This is a genomic window from Ruminococcus flavefaciens (genome assembly GCF_900108555.1).
Taxonomy (GTDB): domain Bacteria; phylum Bacillota; class Clostridia; order Oscillospirales; family Ruminococcaceae; genus Ruminococcus; species Ruminococcus flavefaciens_P.
The window spans coordinates 1-21,501 of record NZ_FNWV01000016.1 but is presented as its reverse complement, the minus strand read 5'-3'; the positions used below and the strand labels follow the sequence as shown (position 1 = coordinate 21,501).

Sequence of the window (21,501 nt, the reverse complement as noted above, 5' to 3'; positions counted from 1 at the left end):
TCTTTCTGAAGTGCCGTTTTTGATGCTATCATTATATTCACTTTTCAATGCTGACCGTCACACATGTCTTGAAACAAACTTTCAGAAAAGTCGCAGACCTTCATATTGGTAGTCCTTTAATAAGCGAACTTCTTTTCATGTGAAATAGATTATTATTTCAACGCACAGATTATCTCAGCAGTCAGCTTATCCACGGAAATACCATGAGCATCAAGCAGTTCCTCAGCCTTGAATTCCGTGTGGAACGCCTTGGAAATGCCACGGCAGCGTACCCGCATATCAGAATCGCCGTAGAATGCTGCAATATTCTGTCCGTAGCCGCCCATAACTTCACCGTCCTCAATGGTGATGACAAGGCTGTGGTCTTTTTTCAGTGAATCAAGAAGATCCTCGTCTACACCGCTGACAAATCTCGGATTGATGACCGTGATCTCTGTACCGGTCTGAGCCTTGATCTTGTCAGCCGCTTCCAGTGCCATGGGAACAAGTCCGCCCACTGCAAAGAGTGCGACCTTGCTGCCCTTGCGTTCGATCTTGTTTTTCAGAACTGAGTAATCAGTATCGTCAGCGACACCTGTCGATTTCAGATTGTCCACCACTCTGATCGCAACAGGGTGCTGCTTCTGCGTGGTTGCATAGCGGAACATCTGCACGAATTCCTCATTGCTTGCGGGTGCAAGATAAATGAGATTCGGGATATGAGCAAACATCTGAATATCGCAGAGCGCAATATGCGTATTGGAATTCATACCGTAGGCACCGGGGCTAAGTATCAGGAAAGTTGCAGGACTGTCATTCAGACACACATCATGTGACATCTGGTCGTATGTACGCTGATAGAAAGGAGCGAATGTGCCGAATACCGCCGTGCCGCCGTTTCTTGCGATACCTCCTGCCATAGCGACTGCGTTTTCCTCTGCGATGCCGACGTCAATGAACTGTCCGCGGTCAACATATTCCTCACGGACACCCTGAACAAAGCCCAGTCCCATAGGAGTTGCGGCGTTCAGAACAATGGCATTCCCGTTCGTGTCCAGCATTTCTTTCAGGCAGTTGAACATGACACTTTCGCCGTCCTCATAAGGATACAGCGGAGAGCCGTCCTCAACATGGAAGGGACCGCCTGCGTGCCAGCTTTCACGGTCTTTTTCTGCATAGGGCAGACCTTTTCCCTTGATCGTGTGGATATGCAGCACAACAGGGTGGTCGATGTCCTTCACACTCTCAAACAGTTCAACAAGCTTTGTGGTATCGTGACCGTCATCGAGATAGCGGTAGTCCAGTCCCATTGCACGGAACAGATTGTCCTCGGCAGTGCCGTTTGATTCACGGAGCTTTTTCAGCGTTTTGTAGAGTCCGCCGTGATTTTCAGCGATACTTTGGTCGTTGTCATTCACGATGATAATGAGGTTCCTGTCGTACTCTCCTGCGTAGTCGAGAGCCTCAAGCGCCTCGCCGCCAGAAAGGGAACCGTCGCCGATGAGTGCGATGATATTCTCACTGCGCTGATTCAGGTCGCGTCCCTTTGCAAGTCCGAGCGCCAGAGAAACAGAGGTCGAAGTATGACCGACAATGAACATATCGTGTTCACTTTCATTCGGATTAGTATAGCCTGTCACATCGCCGAAATGCGTCTCATCCAGAAATGCCTCTTTTCTTCCGGTCAGAATCTTGTGCGGATAGCACTGGTGGGATACGTCAAAAACGATCATGTCCTTCGGGGAATCGAATACATAATGAAATGCCACAGTCAACTCCACCACACCGAGGTTTGGTCCCTGATGTCCGCCGGCTTTGCTGATCTTATTGATGAGTGCGGCTCTTGTCTCATCTGCAAGTACCTGAAGCTGAGAAACCTCCAGCTTTTTGATGTCGGCAGGGCCGTTGATATTTTCTAAGTACATAGTTTTATCCTCCTCAGATCTTGAAACCATTTATAATCTTTACGAATGCAGGATCGCTGTGGTCAACTATCTCGCTGTGCCCAAGATCAAGTGCCGCGATCTTCTGCATATCCTCGTCTGAAAGGGTGAAGTCCCAGATGTCAAAATTCTGCTCCATACGTTCCACATGAACGGATTTTGGCAGGATCGAAACACCTCTCTGAGCATTCCATTTCAGCGCAATTTGTGCAGCGGTCTTACCATATTTTGATCCGATCTCCGTCAGTACAGGGTGGGTGAAGATACCGTGTCTGCCCTCTGCGAGAGGTCCCCATGCCTGTGGTGCGATACCGTATTCCTTCATGAGCGTGATCGCACTGTCCTGCGTAAAGAACGGGTGCAGTTCAACCTGATTGACAGCAGGCATGATTTCTACATTCTCACAGAAATTTGCAAGAATAGCAGGATAGAAATTTGATATGCCGATCCCCTTTACCCAACCCTCTTTGTAAGCTTTTTCAAGCGCACGGTAGCCTGCAAAATAATCGCCCATAGGCTGATGGATCAGGATCAGATCAATATACTCCATATCAAGCTTTGCAAGAGATTTCTTCAGAGAAGCATAGGCGCCGTCTTCTGTTTTCATGTTTGATACCCACAGCTTCGTGGTGATGAATAGTTCCTCACGGCTTACAAGTCCGTCAGCAATCGCACGGTGGACAGCTTTTCCGACAGCCGCTTCATTCATATAGGCTTGTGCAGTGTCGATAAGGCGATATCCTGTCTTGATTGCATCATATACAGCCTGTTCGCAGACAGCCGCATCGGGCACTTGAAATACGCCGAAGCCCTCAATCGGCATTTTTGCTCCTGTGTTCAGTGTTACGAATTCCATAATAAGTTCCTCCTTGTCTTATAGGTTCAGCCATTCTCTGACATCAGCTTCTGTCAGGTGATTTCCGTCAATGCTTTTGTGGACATTTCCCTTGCACAGCTTCTTGATATCGTCCGTGCCGACAGAACCGCTTCCGCCGTGGGTATTGAAAATATATACATTTTTACCGGTCAGGTCGTATTGCTCAAGAAAACTCAGCACGATCATCGGGCAGGTATACCACCATGCCGGATAACCGATCACAATGTCGGTATACTGTGATATATCCGCAATACCACCTACATAGGGAGGTCGTGTGTCTTTGTCACGTTCTTTTTTCGCCTGTGCCGCACAGATGGGGTATATTTTTGAGTACGCTTTTTCCGGTTTCAGCTCAAACAGATCGCCGCTTGTTGTTTTTGCGATCATTTTGGCAGTCTTTCTTGTGTGTCCGCCCCATGAAAAGAATACAGTCAGAAATTTTCTCTCCGGCATATGATCCCTCTTTTCCGGTATTGATTTTGATACTGGTTTGTGTTATAATCAGAACAGATATCATGTTACAAGCATATTATAGCATACTATTTTGGATTTTTACAATGCTAATATCGGATACTGCTATAAATCAAAATCATACTGAGGTGATGATATGTGTGAGTTATATCTTCTGCGTCAGCTTGCCGCATTCAAAGAATACGGCACACTTTCCGAAGCTGCCGAACGGCTGTATCTTTCGCAGCCAGCACTGAGTCGGAATATGAGAAAACTGGAGGAAGAGATTGGTGTACCGCTGTTTGTACGCAGCCGCAATAAACTGGAGCTCAACGAAAACGGCATACTGACCGCTGAGCTTGCCAGGAAAGCCTTGTCAGAGATTGATGGCATTGCAAAGCAGGTACGTGACTTTGACCGCAGCCGCAGGACGATTTCGCTTGGTGTCTGTGCGCCCGCACCCATATGGAAACTGACTCCGCTTCTGTCGCAATTATACCCGACCATGACGATACAAACGGAGATCACGGAGGAAACGGAACTGCTGGAAGGTCTCCACAACGGACAGTATCAGCTGATCGTGCTGCATTTTCATCCCGAGGATAAACACTATATCAGCACTGCCTGTGGAACGGAAAAGCTGTTCTTCTCGCTGCCGCCGACACACAGGCTTGCAAATGAAGCCGCGCTGTCCTTCTCCGACCTTGACGGCGAGAGCTTCCTGCTGATGTCGGAGATCGGATTCTGGCACGATATGGCCGTCAGAAAGATGCCGCATTCCAGATTTCTGATCCAAAATGACCGCTTTACTTTTGACGAGATCGTCAATGCCTCTGTCCTCCCGTCATTTAGCACAGATACTGCAAATGAGTTTTTCGGAAACAGTTCAGACCGCATTCAAGTCCCCATTACAGACGAAGAGGCTGAGGTGAGATATTTCCTTGTCTGTCTGAAGGAGAATGATAAACAGTTCGGACAGCTGTATAAAGTATTATAATAGCTAAGTTTTTACTTTTGTATGGTTTCAGAAAGAAATGGGCCTGCGTGCCAACACCTTTTACCGCCGCATCAAGGAGTATGAAGACAAGCATATATAAATAAGAATGGAGCCGTTAACGGCTCCTTCTTTTTTCATTAAACTGTCCATATAATTTGAAATATTGCAAAAGCGAAAAAAGCACTTATATGACACAGTTTTACACTGTGTCAATAGACCTTAGTCTACTGCAACCATACTCATGCCAGATCCATAATGGAGCTGGCATTTTTCATAACATTATATCGCCTTTTTTCGTGTAAATTCTTGTAAAAAACGCCTGTTTTTTCTTCATACGAACTGCTTTGACCGTTATTTCATTGATATTAGCAATCGTCTTAAATTTAAAAAGTAAGCGGTTCCTGAATAATAGAGACATTGTCGCAGTTGTAATGATACTTCTTGTCGGCTGGAACAAGACCTTCACCGTAATCCACTTGATTAGACTTTACAGTGAAATCACTGAACCAGCCGTCTACTACATACATTCTGCGATTTGAATTCTCAGCTCTATATGGCTGATCCATATAGAGGGTATTTTTCTCAAAAAACTGGTGATAGCCCCAGCCCTGCACCTGCTCGTGTATCTCAAATGCAGCTACTATTTTTGGGTTGCCGTTTCTGTAACCAGTATTGTCATGGACATAACAATCGTTGCCCTTGATGTCTATGAAGCTTCCGGCATAGTTCTCCCCTGTAATTCCGTCGCCATAGAAGGTACATCCGCTTATCTCAGTATCGGTAGTATACTCCTTGATGTCGATATGCTCTGCGGCAACATTTATAAAGGTGCAGTCCATCACTTTATTATGGTCGCATTTGAAGTCAAACTCCGTTTTATCCTTAGAGCTGCCTATATAAACACCTTCACCGTATCCGGGGGACACAAGGCCGGTATCGTGGATATAGCATTTATTGATCATACAGTAAGAGCTTCCGTCACGAATAGCTATTGCCTCTGCACCAACGGTGTGTATTTCACAGTCAGATATCATAGAATGGTTTGAATTATCCATAACTATTCCCTTCTGCGCATTAGTGAAAACAATACCTTCAACGTTCCAGTAGTCGCCTGTAATATGCATAACATATCCGTTTTCTGCAGCCTTGCATTTGAATACAGGAGGTTCATCACTGTCAAATGCTTTTATGGTTATATGATTTTCTTCTGTACCATCAGCTGTGGCTTTCAAGGTCTTTCCCGACAAATCGTATTCCCCCGATGTGACTTTGATCAGATCGCCTGCTTTTGCATTTTCCACGGCAGTATAAAGCTCCTCGGTATTATGTACTACTATGCCCTGTTCTTCTTTTGGATCATCGTTTATGATTTCAATTTTATTTTTTTCAACAAGTCTTTTTCTCATTAAACAAAGATCAAAGGAATCAAGGCGTTCGTCTTTGTAAAAATCAGCCGCTTTCCAGTTTGTCAGCTCTGCATCATGAGCTCCCATAAGCCACTTCTGAAACAGCAGAAGATCAGCAACGTTGAACTCCCCGTCGTCATTAACATCACCTCTTATGATACCAGACATAAAGTCTGTAAAATAATCGTCCTTTTCAATACCTTCACTTGCGAAAAAGTCAATATAATCGATGATACTTGCTTCTCCAAGCTTATAGGTCGCGTTGTAATTCTTATGCAGAATTTCCATATCTGTTAAGCTGCCAAAAATACCAATAGAATTTTCAACCCAGAAATGCATTTTATCCCCTACTGCTATTTTCTGTGCTTCTATCCATTTGCTTTTCACAGTAACATCTGCTGCAAGTCCGCTCATATCCTTAGCAGTGTAAATATCTATAGGGCGAATCTCCGAAGCAGCTAAAAGCTCAGTTAGAAATGTGCCAAACTGCTCTGAAGTAGAATTATCGTAATAGTAAAATGGATTCAGCATTATGGGTTTATCAGGACAGTTTTCCTCTATCGCAGATATATTTGCATTTATATTATTGCTGATAATCCGAGCAATCTCTCCGTCATCATTACCGTTACAGGCGTTTTCAAAGTTATTAAAATTGTTTGAATAGTACCAGCCTGCTATCTGATCTCCGTATTCCTCTCCGTAGCGAGACCAGATCTCTGATATGATAGAACTGCTAAGCTCAGAGTTTTTATTGCTCCAGCTCTCGTAACTGTTGACATTTTCGTCTGTAGGTGAAATCCATGTATTATCGCTTACAGTTCCAAACCATAGCTTCATATCAGTATTCTTTGCAGCCTCAAGAGCAGGTTTGATACTATCTCCGCTACATCGAACATCATAGGCAACAGGAGTTTCCAGAGGGAACCAGCTGTGACAAACAAGATCAGGTGGATTACCCCAGAATGTGTTGACAAACTGTTGATGTATATATAGAACAGATGGGATTATCATCGTATCAAAGCCTAACTTCTTAGCTTTATTGAAAGTCTGTTCCCAGCGCTCTGTATCAAGGAAATCGCTGTAATAGGGCTGTACAAATGTCGAAGTAAAATGAGGAACAGGTTCAAAGGCTGATGTGAATTGTGGTATATTAGCAGCTGCACATACACACACAGATAATATCAAACTTATACTCTTTTTCATAACGAAACTCCTCCTTTTTCAGGTATCGATGTTCTGCCAACTTTATGCATAAATTATATCACATCCATTTCATAAAAACAAGATACAATAAGTAATCTAATGTTTAGTCATCTCATAAAAGTTGAATCAGTACTTCTGAATTCATGGAAGAGTATAGCAACGTCAAAAATGAACGAAGTAATTATATAAAAATATTATATAAAAAATACGTCCGCTTCGGATGTCCATCAAATCCTCTTCCTGAGAACTGGCTTGAGGCGATTGCGAAAGTCCGCTGCGGAAACAAAAAGCCCGTAGAAGCGGTTAGGGAATTAGGTGTATCTCGCTCTTACTTCTACAAGCTTTATAGCGACAATTGATAGATGTAGCCTCCTTCGGGAGGCTACTATTCTATTCCAAGATCATTTGTTAATGAAAGAGTCTTTAATACTACTTCTGAGCATTTCATGCTCATTCTGGCAAGCTGTTATTTTAGGCGTATAATCAATCACAGTATTCAATTCTTTTTTTAAGCTATCCTTATGAGTCAGAAGACCAACTCTTTTTTCGTTAAGTTTACGGACAGAAGCCTCTCTAAGTTTTCTGCCAGCGCTGTCTGTTTTTTTAGCATATGGAAAGGGCTATGTCCTCCGTAACCTGTGTACGGAAGGCATAGCCCTTATTTTCTGTGCCTATTCAATTAAGTGTAATCCTGCTTTAATCTTTTCAGAAACAGTTCTGCTATCGGCGAGAACACCTGATACTTTTTCCAGATGATATACATATTCGTTTCAAGTGTCGGCTTTATTGGTCGAAAACAAAGACTGCTTCCCTCACTTGTGTCTACAAGGTACTCAAAGGTCAGCATACACCCCAGCCCCTCCTTCACAAACACTGAGCCGTTATATGCAAGATTGACTGTTCCCGCAAAGTTGAGCTTATCCATATTATCCCCGCACCAGCGCGGAAAATCCACACGGATAGACTGCTCCGAGCAGAACAGCGGCAGACCATAAAGATCATCAAATGTTACATACTCTTTTTCGGCAAGCGGACTGTCACGGCGCATTACAAGCCCCCATTTGTCACTTTCGGGGATAGAAAGATAGTTGTATTTTGAGAGGTTCGGCGGTTCAACGATAACTGCAAGATCAAGGATACCTCTGTCAAGACGTTCCGCAACAGGTTCTGTGTCTCCGCTGAAAATGTGGAAGGTGAAGCCCGGGTACTGCTCCTTGAATGTCTTGATACTCCGCGCCAGATACTTGATGAGATGGCTCTCGGCGCAGCCTATGCGTATCTCTCCGCCGATGATGTTGTCAAGCTGGCTGAACTCCTCGGCGGTCTTGTCTACCATTGCGAGAATGTCCTCGGCACGCTTTCGCAGGAGCATTCCCTCATCATTTAAGAGCATACTTTTATTCGTGCGGATAAACAGTTCATGCCCCAATTCTTCCTCAAGTTTCTTTATCTCTTTAGACAGCGAGGGCTGCGAGATATGAAGCCGCTCGGCTGCCCTTGTCATGTTTTCTTCTCTTGCGATGGCAAGAAAATATCGTAATATCCGTATTTCCATAATAAACCTCCGATAGTTTCTATTATCATTATAACCTGTTTTGCTATTCCTGTCAAGAATAGCAAGCTATTCAAAATAGGTATTTTACATATCATAAGATCTGTGTTATACTAAAGATACCAAATAACACAGAGGTGAGAATATGGCAAATGCAACCGACAAAATGGCGGTCATGACCGAAAATCTCAGGGATATGGGCTTGGACGATGAAAGCGTAACGAAATGCCTGCAAATGGTCGAAAGCGGACAATATCAGGCACTTGACTGTTTTCTGAAAAGCTATCGTCAAACGCTCCTTGACAGCGTTCACAAGTATAACGACCGCATCGACTGCCTCGACTATTTCGCCTACACATTAAGAAAAAACGGAGGTATCTGAAATGAAAGATGAAATGCTTACTTTAACACAGGAATGGGACAAGACCTTCCCAAAGTCCGACAAGGTTGACCACAACAAGGTCACTTTCCACAACCGCTACGGCATCACACTCGCTGCCGATATGTACACTCCGAAAAACGCAGGCGGAAAACTCCCTGCGATCGCCGTGTGCGGACCGTTCGGTGCAGTCAAGGAACAGTGCAGCGGTCTTTACGCACAGACACTTGCAGAGCGTGGATTTCTGACCATTGCATTCGATCCGTCCTTTACGGGTGAAAGCGGAGGACAGCCGAGATACATGGCTTCTCCCGACATCAACACGGAAGACTTTATGGCAGCGGTGGACTTCCTCTCAGTACAGGAAAATGTTGATCCTGAACGCATTGGTATCCTTGGCATCTGCGGCTGGGGCGGTATGGCATTGAATACAGCAGCACTGGATACCCGTATCAAGGCGACTGTTGCATCTACCATGTACGATATGACAAGAGTGAATGCAAATGGCTATTTCGACAGCGAGGACAGTGAAGAAAAGCGTTATGAGAAAAAGGTTGCTCTGAATGCCCAGCGTATCAGGGATTATCAGTCCGGCGAGTATGAGCTCGGTGGCGGTGTTATTGATCCTCTGCCGGAAGACGCTCCCTACTTTGTCAAGGACTACCACGCATACTACAAGACTGAAAGAGGTTATCACCCTCGTTCGCTCAATTCCAACGGCGGCTGGAACAAGATCGGCTGTATGTCGTTCATCAATATGCCTATCCTGCACTACAGCAACGAGATACGCTCTGCTGTCATGGTGCTTCACGGTGACAAGGCACATTCTTTCTACTTCGGAAAAGATGCGTATGAGAATATGATAAACGGAAACAAGTACACCGACAATAAACAGCTTCTTGTGATCGAAGGTGCTTCCCATACCGACCTCTATGACGGCGGCGAGAATAACTCTATCCCGTTTGACAAGCTGGAAGCATTCTATAACGAATATCTTAAATGATCCCGATTGGAGGAAAAGCAATGACAACAGCAGGATTTCTTGAATATATGAACAGCGGAAAACAGGTCACGGCGGAGAGCAATGTGCATCAGATCATGCATGAGCTGAGTCAGGAGGCTATCCGCATTACTATGGAGATCAACAGCCGCTATCATACCCCCGATGAGATCAATGCGCTGATGTCGGAGCTTATCGGTGAACCTGTTGAGGTCAGGCTGTTTCCTCCGTTCTATACAGACTGCGGAAAGAACATTCATCTCGGAAAAGGCGTGTTCATCAATGCAGGCTGTAAATTTCAGGATCAGGGCGGTATTTACATAGGTGACGGTGCGCTGATCGGTCACAATACGGTGCTTGCAACGCTGAATCACGGACTTCTCCCCGAAGAACGTCATGATCTGATACCCAAGCCCATTCACATCGGCAGGAATGTGTGGATAGGCTCTAACTCAACTATCCTTTCGGGTGTGACGATCGGTGATAATGCAGTCATCGGTGCAGGCTCAGTCGTTACAAAGAATATTCCCGAAAATATGATAGCGGTCGGCACTCCTGCAAAGGTGGTGAGGAGCATTTATGATTAAAGCGAGATTTTTAGCAGTTATTTCTTCTTTTCTGATGTTGACCGGGTGCGGCAGTTACTCAGAGGATAGTTCGGCTGTGACGGTGCAAAGTGAAAACTCGTCTGTTATGATGCAAAGCGACAGCAGCGTTTCATCTGTGGCCTCTGACAAACAAGAGGTCACAACCGCCGAACAACATGAAGAAAATGATGCTGATGGTATGCAGATAGCTGTAGGAGATACGCAATTTCGTGTCTCATTGGAAAGCAGCGATACAGTCACAGCTTTGACGGAAATGCTGCCCCTGACTCTTGATATGTCCGAATTGAACGGCAATGAAAAGTATTATTACCTTGATACCTCTCTGCCTTCCTCGCCTGAAAAAGTCGGTCATATCAGCGAGGGGGATATAATGCTGTATGGTGATAACTGCCTTGTGGTATTCTATGAGAGCTTTGATACTTCATACAGCTATACAAAGATCGGTCATATATCAGATACTTCGGGGCTTGCTTATGCACTCGGTAAAGACGATGTGACCGTAACGTTTGAAATGAACGGCAGCCAAGATACCGAATACACCGTGCAGGATGTACGGAATCTCAATGATTTTCTTCTTACGAAACCGACAGAAGAAGATTTGCGGGGAAAGCCTTACGATCTCGACAATGACGGGGTATGGAGCGTTTTTGACCTATGCCTGCTGAAACGAAAGATATTGGAGCAGCGTAATATGACAACAGAATTTGATTTTGAAAACAAGACTGTACTGCTCAACAGCGGCTATGAAATGCCCATTCTTGGACTTGGTACATGGACACAGGACGATGATACTGCGGAAAACTCTGTCTACGAAGCGCTGAAAGACGGTTATCGGCTGATCGACACAGCGCAGTATTACGGTAATGAAACAGGTGTTGGCAATGGCATTCAGAGGGCGATCAATGATGGTATCGTAACCCGTGAGAAGGTCTTTGTCACCACAAAGGTCATGCCTTCCAACTATGACAGAGCGTACAGTTCTATTGACGATTCGCTTGAACGGCTCGGACTTGATTACATTGACCTGATGCTGATACACCAATCGGGAAGTAATGATACTGAAGTCTACAAAGCTCTGTGTCAGGGTGTAAGGGACGGAAAGCTGCGGTCAATCGGTATTTCTAACTATTATACCATCGACGAATATGAGCGTGTCACATCCGGCGGTGAGATCAAGCCTGCGGTAGTTCAGAATGAAAATCATCCGTTTTATCAGAACACCGAGTTCCAAAAGGATATCGCCAAATACGGTACGGTGGTAGAATCATGGTATCCGTTCGGAGGCAGAGGGCATACGCAGGACTTGTTCGGTAATGAAACGATCACGGATATAGCAAAGGCACACGGCAAGACATCGGCACAAATAATACTCCGATGGCATTTGCAGGCAGGCTATGTCACGATACCGGGTTCACAGAATCCGGATCATATACTTGAGAATTACAGCATCTTTGATTTTGAGCTGACCGATGCAGAAATGCAAAGAATGGCAGAACTGCACACAGGACAGCGGTATGAAAATTGGTGAGGTGTGCTATGAAAATACTTGTATTAAATGGAAGCCCCCGTCAAAATGGAAATACTGCAAAAATGGTCACAGCATTTTGTGAAGGGGCTGAATCATCAAGGCATACCGTGAAAACAGTAAATGTCTGTAAGCTGAATGTAAAAGGCTGTCTTGCCTGTGAATACTGCCACAGCAAAGGGAACGGCAAGTGTATACAGAAAGACGATATGCAGGATATATATTTGCTGCTGAATGACACTAATATGCTTATTCTTGCTTCCCCGATCTACTATCACGGTATTAGCGGTCAACTCAAATGCGTGATCGACAGGTTTTATTCTGCACTTTATCCTGCTGCGCCGAAAAGCTTGACTCAAATTGCAATGTTTTTATCCTCCGGTGACAGAAACCAGTATGACGGAGCAATGTTTTCATACAATGGTGATTTTCTCGGTTATCTGGGATTAAGGAATATGGGAGTGTTTACATCAGCAGGCAATGTTTCTGATGAGCTGCTTGCAAAGATTAGAAAATTTGGGGAATCGTTATGAGAAGCCGTGCGAGCAGCACTATTTCATTAGCCCATGGGCTATTGAAATAATATAGTCACATTATATATTGACAAGTGTTTAGACTTCTGATATTATAAGAATAACGACATGATCCCAAATACGTCACACGTTGAGTGCGTGGTTCTGCTGACAAGGAACGACTGATAAAACGCCGATTTTACGCGGTTTTACGGAATATACGTCATTCAAAAAGCACTCAAAACAGCCCGGTTTTCGTGTAAATGGGAACATATCAGGCAAACTGGAAAAGTCCCATGAGATACACGATATTTCCGCATTTTTACGCACTCGGTTGGTTGGTGTGTAATTCTGCGATTGCCCCTTTTTCAGTGTGTGAATATGCAGACAGAAAATACGCTTTAACGGCAATATGGATATCTGCTACAAGGATTTCCCGACCATTATCAAGGGTAAGGGGCTGAATGGATTCAGTAAGACTGAACCGACTCCCACACTTGCCCCCGATGTGCAGGAATCCAATGTTACCGTGACTGTACATATCGGCAAAGACAGCTATAAGGGAACGTTGAAAAAGTTATAAAAAACAGGGCAGGTTTTCCTGCCCCTGTACATATTGTAATGCTATTTATAAAGATGATAGACTTTGAATTTTCTCCATTTCATATCTTGGGATACAAACCAGGTAATCATCGCTGCTTGTGTGAAGAACCGTATATTTATATGGAATCAAATAATGATCCGGGATAAAACTCCCCACAAAAGGTATTAGCGAGATCAGTCTTCCTTTCTTTTTTACACCCTCTTTCGCATAAGCAGACGGCTTGCTGTTCTGGATCCAATGCCGGATCCTAGCATTGTTCTCGGAATCTACCCACGGTTCAATCAACGAATAAGGAATTTTTGCAGTTCCGGTCACATCCACAAAATAGAATGATTCAGCGTCTGCGTAGACAAGGTGCAGGCTGTTATCAAAAAGCAGATTCTTCTTTTGCGAAAAGTCATCCGAAACTTTCTGTGGAAATAGCATTTCAATTTCAACTGCATCATCAGGCACATCCATATCACTGCCTGCCAGCATCGCCATTTCCTCAGATTTCCTTTTCAGTGATGGTCTGCTCACCCATATAGCACCAAACACCAATATCAGCGGATACCCGAAAATAGTCAGCAGTCCAAACATCAGCACAAGATTTGAGTTCATTCCGGCAATATCCCCGCCGATCCATATCACTGCCATGATGATGACAAAGAGAAGCGCTTCTCTTTTGATGTTTTTCTCGAAACTGTCGATCTTGTCGTTGTACTGATATATGGACTCTAAAAGCGCCTTATTTGGAGCTTTTACAATGATATTTTCGGTGTTCTCACGATCCTTAAACAAGTTTTTCAACATCTAACTTATCCCTTTCCATTCATATATTACTTTGATTGTCTCCTGCTTATATTATACATCCCATTCCTGAAAAAGTCAATGTGTTATGCCCACATAGCCATCAGGCACAAAAACTCCCCGGAACTGCTCAAAACGAACAGCTCCGGGGAGCATTATTTCGGGATCATATCTTAGCGAGGTATTATCCCTCAATTGCAATATACTTGTGATTCTCCAGCTTCTTAGGCTCTGCCTTCGGAACGCAGATGTTCAGAACACCGTCCTCAAACTTTGCCTTCACATCGGCTTCGGTAACAGTATCACCGATGTAGAAGCTCCTCTGCATTGCGCCTGCATAACGCTCCTGACGGATCAGCTTGCCCTTCTTGGACTTTTCATCCTTGTCAAGTCCCTTTGCGGCGCTGACAGTCAGATAACCGTTCTGAAGCTCAAGATTGATCTGGTCTTTCTTGAAGCCCGGCAAATCGATAACGATCTCATAGTGGTCGTCATGCTCATGGACATCCGTCTTCATAACCTGCGCAGCGTGCTTGCCGTACAGCTTCTTCTCCACGTCTCTGCCGAAGTCAGGGAATCTGAAGAAATCATCGAATAAGTTTTCACCGAAAATGCTAGGATACAACATAGGTCAGTCCTCCTTTTTACTCGTCACATTGTTTCCATTGCTTCGAGCAAGGGGACGGAGGGTTCAGCACCCGGATCCTTTGGTGCTTCTCTGTTCCTTTGTTCTGATTATATTATAGCACTCTGAATTAGCACTGTCAAGGGGAGAGTGCTAATTTTCACACAGGTTTCATTTTTTTTGACAGAAATGTCACATTGATTTTAAGGGAGGTATGCTATGGAACAGCAGAAAATCATTGACGAAGTAAACTACCATAAGGCACAAAAGATCACAGAATGACCGTTATGATAAGAATCTGCATGGCTTGGTCAAGACTATGGGTTGACGGAATTTCACCTTTCGGTTATAATATAATCAGGCTCAAGTCATAAAAAAGTCGTGGCGGCAGATGTGCTGTAAATGGCGTAATATCGCATATGTTACGATTCGTGTCACTGCTGTGACGATACGGTTCTTTACTTTTTTCAGTCCCCGTGTTACCATGAGATCAGTCGAAAGGAAATCATCTGAAAGGAACACGGAATTATGAAAAAGAATGAAAAGAACATATTGATCACAGGCATGATAATGCTAGTACTGTTTGCAGTCTGGACTGTACTGATACAGACAGTTGATGTTCAGGCAGTGGGACAGAACGGAACGGACATCGGGTTTGCAGGTCTGAACGTGTGGTTCCATAAAATGACAGGCGTTCATATGTGGGTGTATACTGCCACCGACTGGCTTGGACTTGTGCCGATCTTTATCTGTATGATATTCGGAGTTGTCGGTCTGGTTCAGCTCATAAAGCGGAGAAGTCTTCTTAAAGTTGATAAGGATATTATCCTGCTTGGTATTTACTATATCCTTGTGATATTTGGTTATCTCATATTTGAGATGATACCTATAAACTACCGACCGATACTTATAGAAGGACGCATGGAGGCTTCTTATCCCTCTTCGACAACGCTGCTTGTTACGAGCGTTATGCCAACACTGGCTTTTCAGGTGTATCGCAGGATACGAAATACTAAAGTCAGGTACGTGCTATATACGTTTACAGTCTTATTCACGGCGTTTATGGTGGTGGGACGCACCGTTGCGGGAGTACACTGGCTGACAGATATAGCAGGCTCTGTTCTGCTGAGCTCTGGACTGTACTTAATATATCATGGTGCTGTCCGCCTCACTGACAAAAATAACTAACGGAGAAAAGAAAATGGAATTTCACGAGAAATTGCAGGAATTAAGGAAGAAAAAAGGCTTAACTCAGGAGGAACTTGCAAAGGAACTCTACGTTTCCCGTACAGCTATCTCTAAGTGGGAGTCGGGAAAGGGATATCCGAATATTGATTCGCTGAAAGAGATATCAAAGTTCTTTTCTGTGACCATAGATGAGCTTCTGTCGTCGGAGGAACTCATTACTGCGGCAAAAGACGAGAACCGTTCAAATATTGGTAAAATGATCGACCTGCTGATAGGTGTAGTCGATATAATGAGCATTATGCTTATTCTTCTGCCGCTTTATCCTAAAAAGGTAGGAGAAACAGTCTCGGCAGTTGCACTGTTTGATTACACGCATATATCGTTCGGGATAAGCTGTGTATGCTGGGGACTGTTTTCAATACTTATAATCATCGGTGCAGTGAAGTTGTTTATGAATTACAGGAACATAGAAAAGGGCAGAAGCACAGTTACTGGCACATCGCTTGTACTTAGCATTATCGCGGTATTGTTCCTGACTATGGCAAGAATACCCTATGCGGCAACAGTAGCGTTCCTGCTGCTGATAATAAAGGGGATAATGCTTTTCAAACTCCCAAAAAGTGAGCACTGAACAGATAGGAGAGACAAATGAAATTAGAGAACTTACCGCCTGTATATGAGGCGTATAGCGCAGAATATCCAGACCTTACAGTATGCCGTGTAGTTTTGCAGGAAAAAGATCTTTATCATGTCATACATAAAGACGGAATGATGCAGGCGCAGGTATCCGGCAAATTCAGATATGATGCCATAACTGTATCTGATTTCCCTGCCGTAGGCGATTATGTTATGGCTGATATAACCGTCGGCGACAGGGCTGTGATACATAATGTTCTTCCAAGAACAAGCGTATTTATCCGTAAAGCTGCTGGAAAGTCAAACACTGAACAGGTAGTTGCTGCAAATATAGATACAGTATTTCTGTGTATGTCACTCAATAACGATTTCAACATAAGACGTATCGAAAGATATATGACTGCCGCATGGGACAGTGGAGCTGTTCCTATTGTACTGCTGACGAAAACTGATCTTTGTGATGAAGTTGCTTCGAAGATAGCTCAGATAGAAAGAGTTGCAGTCGGAGTTGATATCATTACGACATCGGTCGCTGAACCTAATGGTTACAGCCAGATCACGCCTTATCTGAAAGCAGGAAAGACACTTGCTTTTGTAGGTTCATCAGGCGTTGGCAAATCAACCCTTATCAATCACCTTCTTGGAGATGACAGGCTTGATACGAATGGACTACGTAACGATGACAAGGGCAGACACACTACTACTCACCGTGAACTGCTTATGCTTCCAGGCGGCGCTATGGTCATTGATACGCCTGGTATGCGTGAAATGGGAATGTGGGACAGCAGCGAAGGACTTTCGGCTGCATTTGAAGATATCGAGGAACTTTCAGCAAAGTGTCGCTTCAATAACTGTACTCACAAATCTGAACCTGGATGTGCAGTACAGGCTGCTATCAAAAATGGTGAACTTTCAGAGGAGCGGCTGTCATCTTATGAAAAGCTGAAAATTGAAAATGCTTATTCTGAAGATGCTGAAGGATATCTGGCAGCAAAAGAGGAAAAATTCAAAAAGATAGCCAAGTACAATAAAGCTAACCATAAAAAGTAAGATGAACGCTATATAAGAATACCAGTTCCCTTACGGGAGCTGGCTTCATTTGTAACATTATATCGCCTTTTCTTCGTGTGATTTCGTGTGATTTTCGACTGTAAAACAGTCACACGGAGCTGCAAAATTGCAGTTATAACTCTTTTCTGTAGGTAACAGAAAAGCCTGTATTTCGGTGCTTTCCTCGAAATACAGGCTTCTTTAAAAGAGCGAAAATGTAGATTCGAATATTTATAACGTAGCATTAGGGAATGTTTATAGCCATTTTCTTTTTATTACTTCTCATTCTCATCAAGCAGACTGTTAAAGTAATCGTCGATCTTTTTATCGACCTGCTTACGCTCCTCTGAGAACGTATGCTGATATACTGATTTAAGCGTAGAATTGGTCGACCACCCTCCCCTCTCCATCGCATACTTGTCAGGAATATTAAGCATGAGCATAACACTCGCAGACAAGTGACGGAGATCATGAAAAGTCATATGATAGTTATACTCTTCAAGCAGCTTATAAAACTTGCTTCGCAGCGTCTGATACTCCATCTGAACTATAAACTCGTCTTCCTTCTCATGAGGAACGGCTTCTATGAGGCTCTTTATGTGGTCGGGTATGTTCAGCCTTCGAGTTGACTTGAAGGTCTTATTCATATCGCGGACGTTGTTGCTGCCGTCAAAGTAGATATTACTGCGGCAGACAGTAAGTACATTTCCCTTTAGATCGCGGAACTGTAAGCCTCTAACCTCGCTCATACGTAGCGACAGCCACATTGCAAGCAGGCAAGGCAATTCAATATCAGTACCACGAACCATATTCATTACCTGCTCCGCTGTTGGCAGCTCCTTCAGCTTCGGCTTTCTTGCAGGATATGTTACACTCAGCACAAGTCTAATGCCATACAGTCTCAGTGCTGCACATACAAGATGTACACCTTCTTTAATCGTTTTTGCCCCGACCTTTGCAGCGTCTTCATTTATTGCTTGCTGGACATTGAAGCTGTTAACTTCGTGAATATCGAGTTGCATAAGACCCTGCAAGCGATTCCTGCGGAGAATACCGTATCCTCTCAGTGTGGACGGTGCAAGCACATTTTGCTTAGCAAGAATATAGCCATCAATAGCATCAGCTACCGTAAATCGTGCCTTACGTTGCATACCGTTGACGATGTATTCGGCAGCCATTTTCTCCGCTTCCCTCTTTGTAGAGGCAGTGAATGACTCACGAATCTTCTTACCGTTTTCATCAAATCCGACAAATACTTGTGTGTGCCAGCTGCCTGACTTTAATTGCCAAGCCTCTGGGAATTTACGTTTTGGCATGTTTTTTCCTCCTTTATATGCAGAAGAGGACGTATCTACGGCTTACGCAGTACCTACGCCCTCTATCATTATTTTATATTATCAAGCACTGATAAGTGCTTCAATATCCAGTCCTGAATGCTCAATAAAGAGCTGTACACGCTTCAACGTGAGCATCGACGGGTCGTGGTCGTAATTGTAAAGTGTCCTCGTCGTTAACTTCATCGTCTCAGCAAGCGCTTCATCTGAAAGTGAATTCAGATATTGATAACGACGGATATTGCTCCAGATCACCATATAAAATGTATACGGCTTAGTTTTGGCTTTCATAGTGTTCACCTCGCTTTCTTACTGCTTGACAGCGGAATGTTGTTGTAATATAATAAGTATAAGTTGGTGCGCCCTTAAGGGCGCCCACTAGCTTTTTCTGAATTTAAATCTGTTGATATTGAGACGCGGCTCATTACTTGTTGCCTTTCTCAGAACCTGATTGATATAAGTCCAGCCGATGACAGTAGCCTGCTTGTTTTTGCCTGTCGTTTTGTCATAAAGCAGACCGTAAACCAGACACTGCCCCTGCTCCAGACTTGCAAGAGTAGCTGAATCAACACCTGTTAGCTTGGAGATGTCCGCGAAATCAACATATTCCGGACGAAAGATAATCAGCGTTCTGCAGTTACCGAATGTTTTACCAAGTTTTTCCTTAACAGCTGAAAAGTGCTGTGTTGCTATTAACATACGTATACCATGTTTTGCACCCTTGCGCAGCAATTTGTCAATTGCGCTATCAGTGCTTATATCCAGATCTTGCGCTTCATCAAGAATTATTGTATTACGAGTCTCAGGAAAATGCTGCTTGTAGGCGTAATAGCTCGCAAGTAACATATCTGTCACATAGGAACCTTTAGCTACACTATCAAAGCCTGTGGAAATTACAACTATCTTCTTCTTGGAAGAGAAGAATTCTCTCCATGAAGTCTTTGGAGTTGGTAGTTCTTCAAAATCTTCAAGGACACCTTCAATTTTATCGCGTAAAGCCTTTTGAACTTCATCTTTTTTTTCAAGATAAGCAAGTATATCACATATATTTATATCGTCATTTTTATCCTTTAACATTACGCCTATGCGTTTGTATAGCACTTTTCCCTGCTTATCACCTAGGCTTCTTGCCGCACAGGATAAAACGCTTTTTATGCGATCCTTTTTCTCGGTAACATCATCACAGTCGCTAACGTCGGCAAGGTTAACTGGCAATCCCATCTTTGGGATGCTCCAGAAGGAAAAATACTTATCAATTATACTTTCTGGAAGACGCTTCCTTACCTCACGCTCTGACCATGATCCATCATTATCTACAATTAGAACTTGTTCATCATTTATAGCAGCGTCTACAGCCTGCTCGCCTTCATACGTGCTCTTGCCACTACGAGAATCTCCTGAAATCAACTGATGATAATTCAAATCCGGTTCCATATTCTGTCCATACAGGCAAGTACCTGCTCGGTTCATTACCAAAGGTCTGAGTTTGATATTCGCCGCTTCAACCTTCGTTAACTGATAACCGGCATACTTTAACTCTCTGACCTTTTCTAAATTGGAAGGATATAGAATTATACTCGGTATACTAAAGACACTTATTGATATTTGAATCTTAGGAGCTATATCTACATCTATATTCCGCTTGTACTCTTTCTGTCTATGATTTTTTTCCATACATTTTTCGAGTGCTTTAAGAATCTTGTATTTTTTCTTACAGGTTCGCATGCGCATCAAAATGTAATCCCAGAGTTCAGGCTCAAAATTCAGCCAAAAACCGTCGTAAACGATTGTTTTACTCTGTAATTTATAATACGGGAAACCTTTCTGTGTCGTAATCTTAAAGATGCCAGTTGCTATAAGCTCATTCAAAACATTAATAAAATCGTTAAAAATAGCCGTAACCGAGTCGTCACGGTTATCACTACCCGACTTCATCCATGTCAGAATACTCTTGGTCTCCTCTTCGGATATCAAACCGTAAGAAAACATTATTGAAATCGCTACTCTTATCATTTTTTTTGCGTTGATATTCTCAGAATTCTGGATTGTCAGAGTTTCAATGTCAGCAGCCTTAAGAGCATTTTTTATAAATGCAAGCATATTTGTAGGATCGTTTACGATAGCCTGTATCAATGCAGAATCGAACTCACCTGAAAATCTCTGAAGCTTATCCGGATCTCCGATATTTACTTTTTCGCAGAGATTAATATACATCGCCGGCGTATCTTCAGGGATTACGCATGGATTCTCACAGATAATCGAAGTCAAATGCCTCGTACTATCCTCAATTCCATTCGTTCCTTGCAGATCATCAACCACGACCTTAAGCAGCTCGTCGTGTCTTTTGCCATTCTCAATGCGAGCATCATCGTATAGAACAACCATGCTGTCGTTTGAATCACGAAAAGCCTTTTTCAGTTCGCTTTTTGTTGACATTAAAGATTTAACAACCTGTGAGCTATAATTTTGCGTTTTTAGCAATGCAATCGCTGTTTTTGCAGCTGAAGGACATGCAGGTTCAACAATAATCAGCTGATCCGGCTTAATGCCTTCTTTCTCGAAAAAGTACAGCAGTAAGCTTGCAATTCTAAGAGCAATAAGAAGTTTGTACTGCCAAATTCTCGGAAGTACCATAGAGTAATCCTTGGCAATATCCACGATAGCCCTATCTGTTGGTAGCAACTGTCTTTCACGAACATCGGTCGGATAGCAAGACATATACTGAGGATTCACTATTTCAGCCGAAGCGAAAAGCAAGTGGCCCTCACTATCTTTGCTCCACCCAGAACGCTTAGGAGTAAACAGCAATTTTCTCTCCGTTATTTCCTGAACGGCAAGGTAGAA

21 protein-coding genes are annotated in these 21,501 nt (G+C 43.5%); 11 read left to right on the top strand and 10 right to left on the bottom strand.

Annotation, left to right across the window (positions count from 1 at the left end):
- Nucleotides 1-152: 152 nt before the first annotated feature.
- From BLW60_RS14910 to BLW60_RS14900, 3 genes are read right to left on the bottom strand one after another with little or no spacing between them, the layout of a single operon-like run.
- The gene (locus BLW60_RS14910) at nt 153-1,904 is read right to left on the bottom strand and encodes a 1-deoxy-D-xylulose-5-phosphate synthase (RefSeq protein ID WP_074718796.1); all 1,752 of its coding nucleotides are present in this window, start codon (nt 1,902-1,904) and stop codon (nt 153-155) included.
- Nucleotides 1,905-1,917: 13 nt separating this feature from the next.
- A complete protein-coding gene (locus BLW60_RS14905) occupies nt 1,918-2,778 on the bottom strand; it encodes an aldo/keto reductase (RefSeq protein WP_074718794.1) in 861 nt (286 codons plus the stop codon).
- Nucleotides 2,779-2,796: 18 nt separating this feature from the next.
- Entirely contained in the window at nt 2,797-3,252 is a 456-nt protein-coding gene (locus BLW60_RS14900; RefSeq protein WP_074718792.1) for a flavodoxin, read from the bottom strand.
- A gap of 154 nt (nt 3,253-3,406) precedes the next feature.
- Between BLW60_RS14900 and BLW60_RS14895 the strand changes: the two genes are divergently transcribed.
- Complete coding sequence (locus tag BLW60_RS14895) at nt 3,407-4,246, top strand: LysR family transcriptional regulator (protein ID WP_074718790.1); 840 nt, start codon at nt 3,407-3,409, stop codon at nt 4,244-4,246.
- 383 nt (nt 4,247-4,629) lie between these two features.
- On the opposite strand, the gene BLW60_RS14890 is transcribed toward BLW60_RS14895, so the two are convergent.
- Nucleotides 4,630-6,855 carry a DUF4434 domain-containing protein gene (locus BLW60_RS14890; protein WP_074718788.1) on the bottom strand — a complete coding sequence of 742 codons (2,226 nt, stop codon included), beginning with the start codon at nt 6,853-6,855 and terminating at the stop codon, nt 4,630-4,632.
- A 143-nt stretch (nt 6,856-6,998) separates the two neighbouring features.
- Between BLW60_RS14890 and BLW60_RS17050 the strand changes: the two genes are divergently transcribed.
- Nucleotides 6,999-7,214 carry a hypothetical protein gene (locus BLW60_RS17050; RefSeq protein WP_207645948.1) on the top strand — a complete coding sequence of 72 codons (216 nt, stop codon included), beginning with the start codon at nt 6,999-7,001 and terminating at the stop codon, nt 7,212-7,214.
- Between the two features lie 320 nt (nt 7,215-7,534).
- Here BLW60_RS17050 and BLW60_RS14885 read toward each other — a convergent pair whose 3' ends face one another.
- Nucleotides 7,535-8,410: a LysR family transcriptional regulator gene (locus BLW60_RS14885; protein ID WP_074718786.1), complete on the bottom strand. Its 876-nt coding sequence runs from the start codon at nt 8,408-8,410 to the stop codon at nt 7,535-7,537.
- Between the two features lie 142 nt (nt 8,411-8,552).
- Between BLW60_RS14885 and BLW60_RS14880 the strand changes: the two genes are divergently transcribed.
- From BLW60_RS14880 to BLW60_RS16900, 6 genes are all read left to right on the top strand, one after another.
- Nucleotides 8,553-8,789, top strand: a complete 237-nt coding sequence (locus BLW60_RS14880) for a hypothetical protein (RefSeq protein ID WP_074718784.1) — start codon at nt 8,553-8,555, stop codon at nt 8,787-8,789.
- Nucleotide 8,790: 1 nt separating this feature from the next.
- On the top strand, nt 8,791-9,789 hold the full coding sequence (locus BLW60_RS14875; RefSeq protein WP_074718782.1) for an alpha/beta hydrolase: 999 nt from the start codon (nt 8,791-8,793) through the stop codon (nt 9,787-9,789).
- A 20-nt stretch (nt 9,790-9,809) separates the two neighbouring features.
- Complete coding sequence (locus tag BLW60_RS14870; RefSeq protein WP_074718780.1) at nt 9,810-10,373, top strand: DapH/DapD/GlmU-related protein; 564 nt, start codon at nt 9,810-9,812, stop codon at nt 10,371-10,373.
- A gap of 106 nt (nt 10,374-10,479) precedes the next feature.
- Nucleotides 10,480-11,922: an aldo/keto reductase gene (locus BLW60_RS16905; RefSeq protein WP_242872896.1), complete on the top strand. Its 1,443-nt coding sequence runs from the start codon at nt 10,480-10,482 to the stop codon at nt 11,920-11,922.
- Nucleotides 11,923-11,930: 8 nt separating this feature from the next.
- Entirely contained in the window at nt 11,931-12,452 is a 522-nt protein-coding gene (locus tag BLW60_RS14860; protein WP_074718778.1) for a flavodoxin family protein, read from the top strand.
- Nucleotides 12,453-12,843: 391 nt separating this feature from the next.
- Nucleotides 12,844-13,014: a hypothetical protein gene (locus BLW60_RS16900; RefSeq protein ID WP_175460951.1), complete on the top strand. Its 171-nt coding sequence runs from the start codon at nt 12,844-12,846 to the stop codon at nt 13,012-13,014.
- A gap of 45 nt (nt 13,015-13,059) precedes the next feature.
- On the opposite strand, the gene BLW60_RS14855 is transcribed toward BLW60_RS16900, so the two are convergent.
- Together BLW60_RS14855 and BLW60_RS14850 are read right to left on the bottom strand one after the other, a co-directional pair.
- A complete protein-coding gene (locus BLW60_RS14855; RefSeq protein ID WP_074718776.1) occupies nt 13,060-13,827 on the bottom strand; it encodes a hypothetical protein in 768 nt (255 codons plus the stop codon).
- A 181-nt stretch (nt 13,828-14,008) separates the two neighbouring features.
- Nucleotides 14,009-14,452, bottom strand: a complete 444-nt coding sequence (locus BLW60_RS14850; RefSeq protein WP_002851770.1) for an Hsp20/alpha crystallin family protein — start codon at nt 14,450-14,452, stop codon at nt 14,009-14,011.
- A gap of 525 nt (nt 14,453-14,977) precedes the next feature.
- Between BLW60_RS14850 and BLW60_RS14845 the strand changes: the two genes are divergently transcribed.
- Genes BLW60_RS14845 through rsgA form a run of 3 tightly spaced genes read left to right on the top strand, consistent with a single transcriptional unit; the run spans nt 14,978 to nt 17,323 of the window.
- The gene (locus BLW60_RS14845) at nt 14,978-15,637 is read left to right on the top strand and encodes a phosphatase PAP2 family protein (protein WP_074718774.1); all 660 of its coding nucleotides are present in this window, start codon (nt 14,978-14,980) and stop codon (nt 15,635-15,637) included.
- 13 nt (nt 15,638-15,650) lie between these two features.
- Entirely contained in the window at nt 15,651-16,268 is a 618-nt protein-coding gene (locus tag BLW60_RS14840; RefSeq protein ID WP_024859453.1) for a helix-turn-helix domain-containing protein, read from the top strand.
- 17 nt (nt 16,269-16,285) lie between these two features.
- Nucleotides 16,286-17,323 (top strand): ribosome small subunit-dependent GTPase A, encoded by a 1,038-nt coding sequence (rsgA, locus tag BLW60_RS14835; RefSeq protein ID WP_074718772.1) that lies wholly within the window; start codon nt 16,286-16,288, stop codon nt 17,321-17,323.
- Nucleotides 17,324-17,598: 275 nt separating this feature from the next.
- On the opposite strand, the gene BLW60_RS14830 is transcribed toward rsgA, so the two are convergent.
- The 3 genes from BLW60_RS14830 to BLW60_RS14820 all read right to left on the bottom strand — a co-directional run.
- Nucleotides 17,599-18,639: a tyrosine-type recombinase/integrase gene (locus tag BLW60_RS14830; protein ID WP_074718770.1), complete on the bottom strand. Its 1,041-nt coding sequence runs from the start codon at nt 18,637-18,639 to the stop codon at nt 17,599-17,601.
- Between the two features lie 81 nt (nt 18,640-18,720).
- Nucleotides 18,721-18,948 (bottom strand): hypothetical protein, encoded by a 228-nt coding sequence (locus BLW60_RS14825; RefSeq protein ID WP_024859414.1) that lies wholly within the window; start codon nt 18,946-18,948, stop codon nt 18,721-18,723.
- 87 nt (nt 18,949-19,035) lie between these two features.
- A partial coding sequence (locus BLW60_RS14820) for a TraM recognition domain-containing protein (RefSeq protein ID WP_139283437.1) occupies nt 19,036-21,501 on the bottom strand: 2,466 nt, incomplete at its 5' end.

Coding starts and splice junctions, on each gene's coding strand:
- rsgA (WP_074718772.1), top strand. CDS start 16,286: ATGAAATTAGAGAACTTACCGCCTGTATATGAGGCGTATAGCGCAGAA.
- BLW60_RS14840 (WP_024859453.1), top strand. CDS start 15,651: ATGGAATTTCACGAGAAATTGCAGGAATTAAGGAAGAAAAAAGGCTTA.
- BLW60_RS14900 (WP_074718792.1), bottom strand. CDS start 3,252: ATGCCGGAGAGAAAATTTCTGACTGTATTCTTTTCATGGGGCGGACAC.
- BLW60_RS14905 (WP_074718794.1), bottom strand. CDS start 2,778: ATGGAATTCGTAACACTGAACACAGGAGCAAAAATGCCGATTGAGGGC.
- BLW60_RS14870 (WP_074718780.1), top strand. CDS start 9,810: ATGACAACAGCAGGATTTCTTGAATATATGAACAGCGGAAAACAGGTC.
- BLW60_RS17050 (WP_207645948.1), top strand. CDS start 6,999: ATGGAAGAGTATAGCAACGTCAAAAATGAACGAAGTAATTATATAAAA.
- BLW60_RS14850 (WP_002851770.1), bottom strand. CDS start 14,452: ATGTTGTATCCTAGCATTTTCGGTGAAAACTTATTCGATGATTTCTTC.
- BLW60_RS14855 (WP_074718776.1), bottom strand. CDS start 13,827: ATGTTGAAAAACTTGTTTAAGGATCGTGAGAACACCGAAAATATCATT.
- BLW60_RS14830 (WP_074718770.1), bottom strand. CDS start 18,639: ATGCCAAAACGTAAATTCCCAGAGGCTTGGCAATTAAAGTCAGGCAGC.
- BLW60_RS16905 (WP_242872896.1), top strand. CDS start 10,480: ATGATGCAAAGCGACAGCAGCGTTTCATCTGTGGCCTCTGACAAACAA.
- BLW60_RS14860 (WP_074718778.1), top strand. CDS start 11,931: ATGAAAATACTTGTATTAAATGGAAGCCCCCGTCAAAATGGAAATACT.
- BLW60_RS16900 (WP_175460951.1), top strand. CDS start 12,844: ATGGATATCTGCTACAAGGATTTCCCGACCATTATCAAGGGTAAGGGG.
- BLW60_RS14890 (WP_074718788.1), bottom strand. CDS start 6,855: ATGAAAAAGAGTATAAGTTTGATATTATCTGTGTGTGTATGTGCAGCT.
- BLW60_RS14825 (WP_024859414.1), bottom strand. CDS start 18,948: ATGAAAGCCAAAACTAAGCCGTATACATTTTATATGGTGATCTGGAGC.
- BLW60_RS14885 (WP_074718786.1), bottom strand. CDS start 8,410: ATGGAAATACGGATATTACGATATTTTCTTGCCATCGCAAGAGAAGAA.
- BLW60_RS14880 (WP_074718784.1), top strand. CDS start 8,553: ATGGCAAATGCAACCGACAAAATGGCGGTCATGACCGAAAATCTCAGG.
- BLW60_RS14910 (WP_074718796.1), bottom strand. CDS start 1,904: ATGTACTTAGAAAATATCAACGGCCCTGCCGACATCAAAAAGCTGGAG.
- BLW60_RS14845 (WP_074718774.1), top strand. CDS start 14,978: ATGAAAAAGAATGAAAAGAACATATTGATCACAGGCATGATAATGCTA.
- BLW60_RS14875 (WP_074718782.1), top strand. CDS start 8,791: ATGAAAGATGAAATGCTTACTTTAACACAGGAATGGGACAAGACCTTC.
- BLW60_RS14895 (WP_074718790.1), top strand. CDS start 3,407: ATGTGTGAGTTATATCTTCTGCGTCAGCTTGCCGCATTCAAAGAATAC.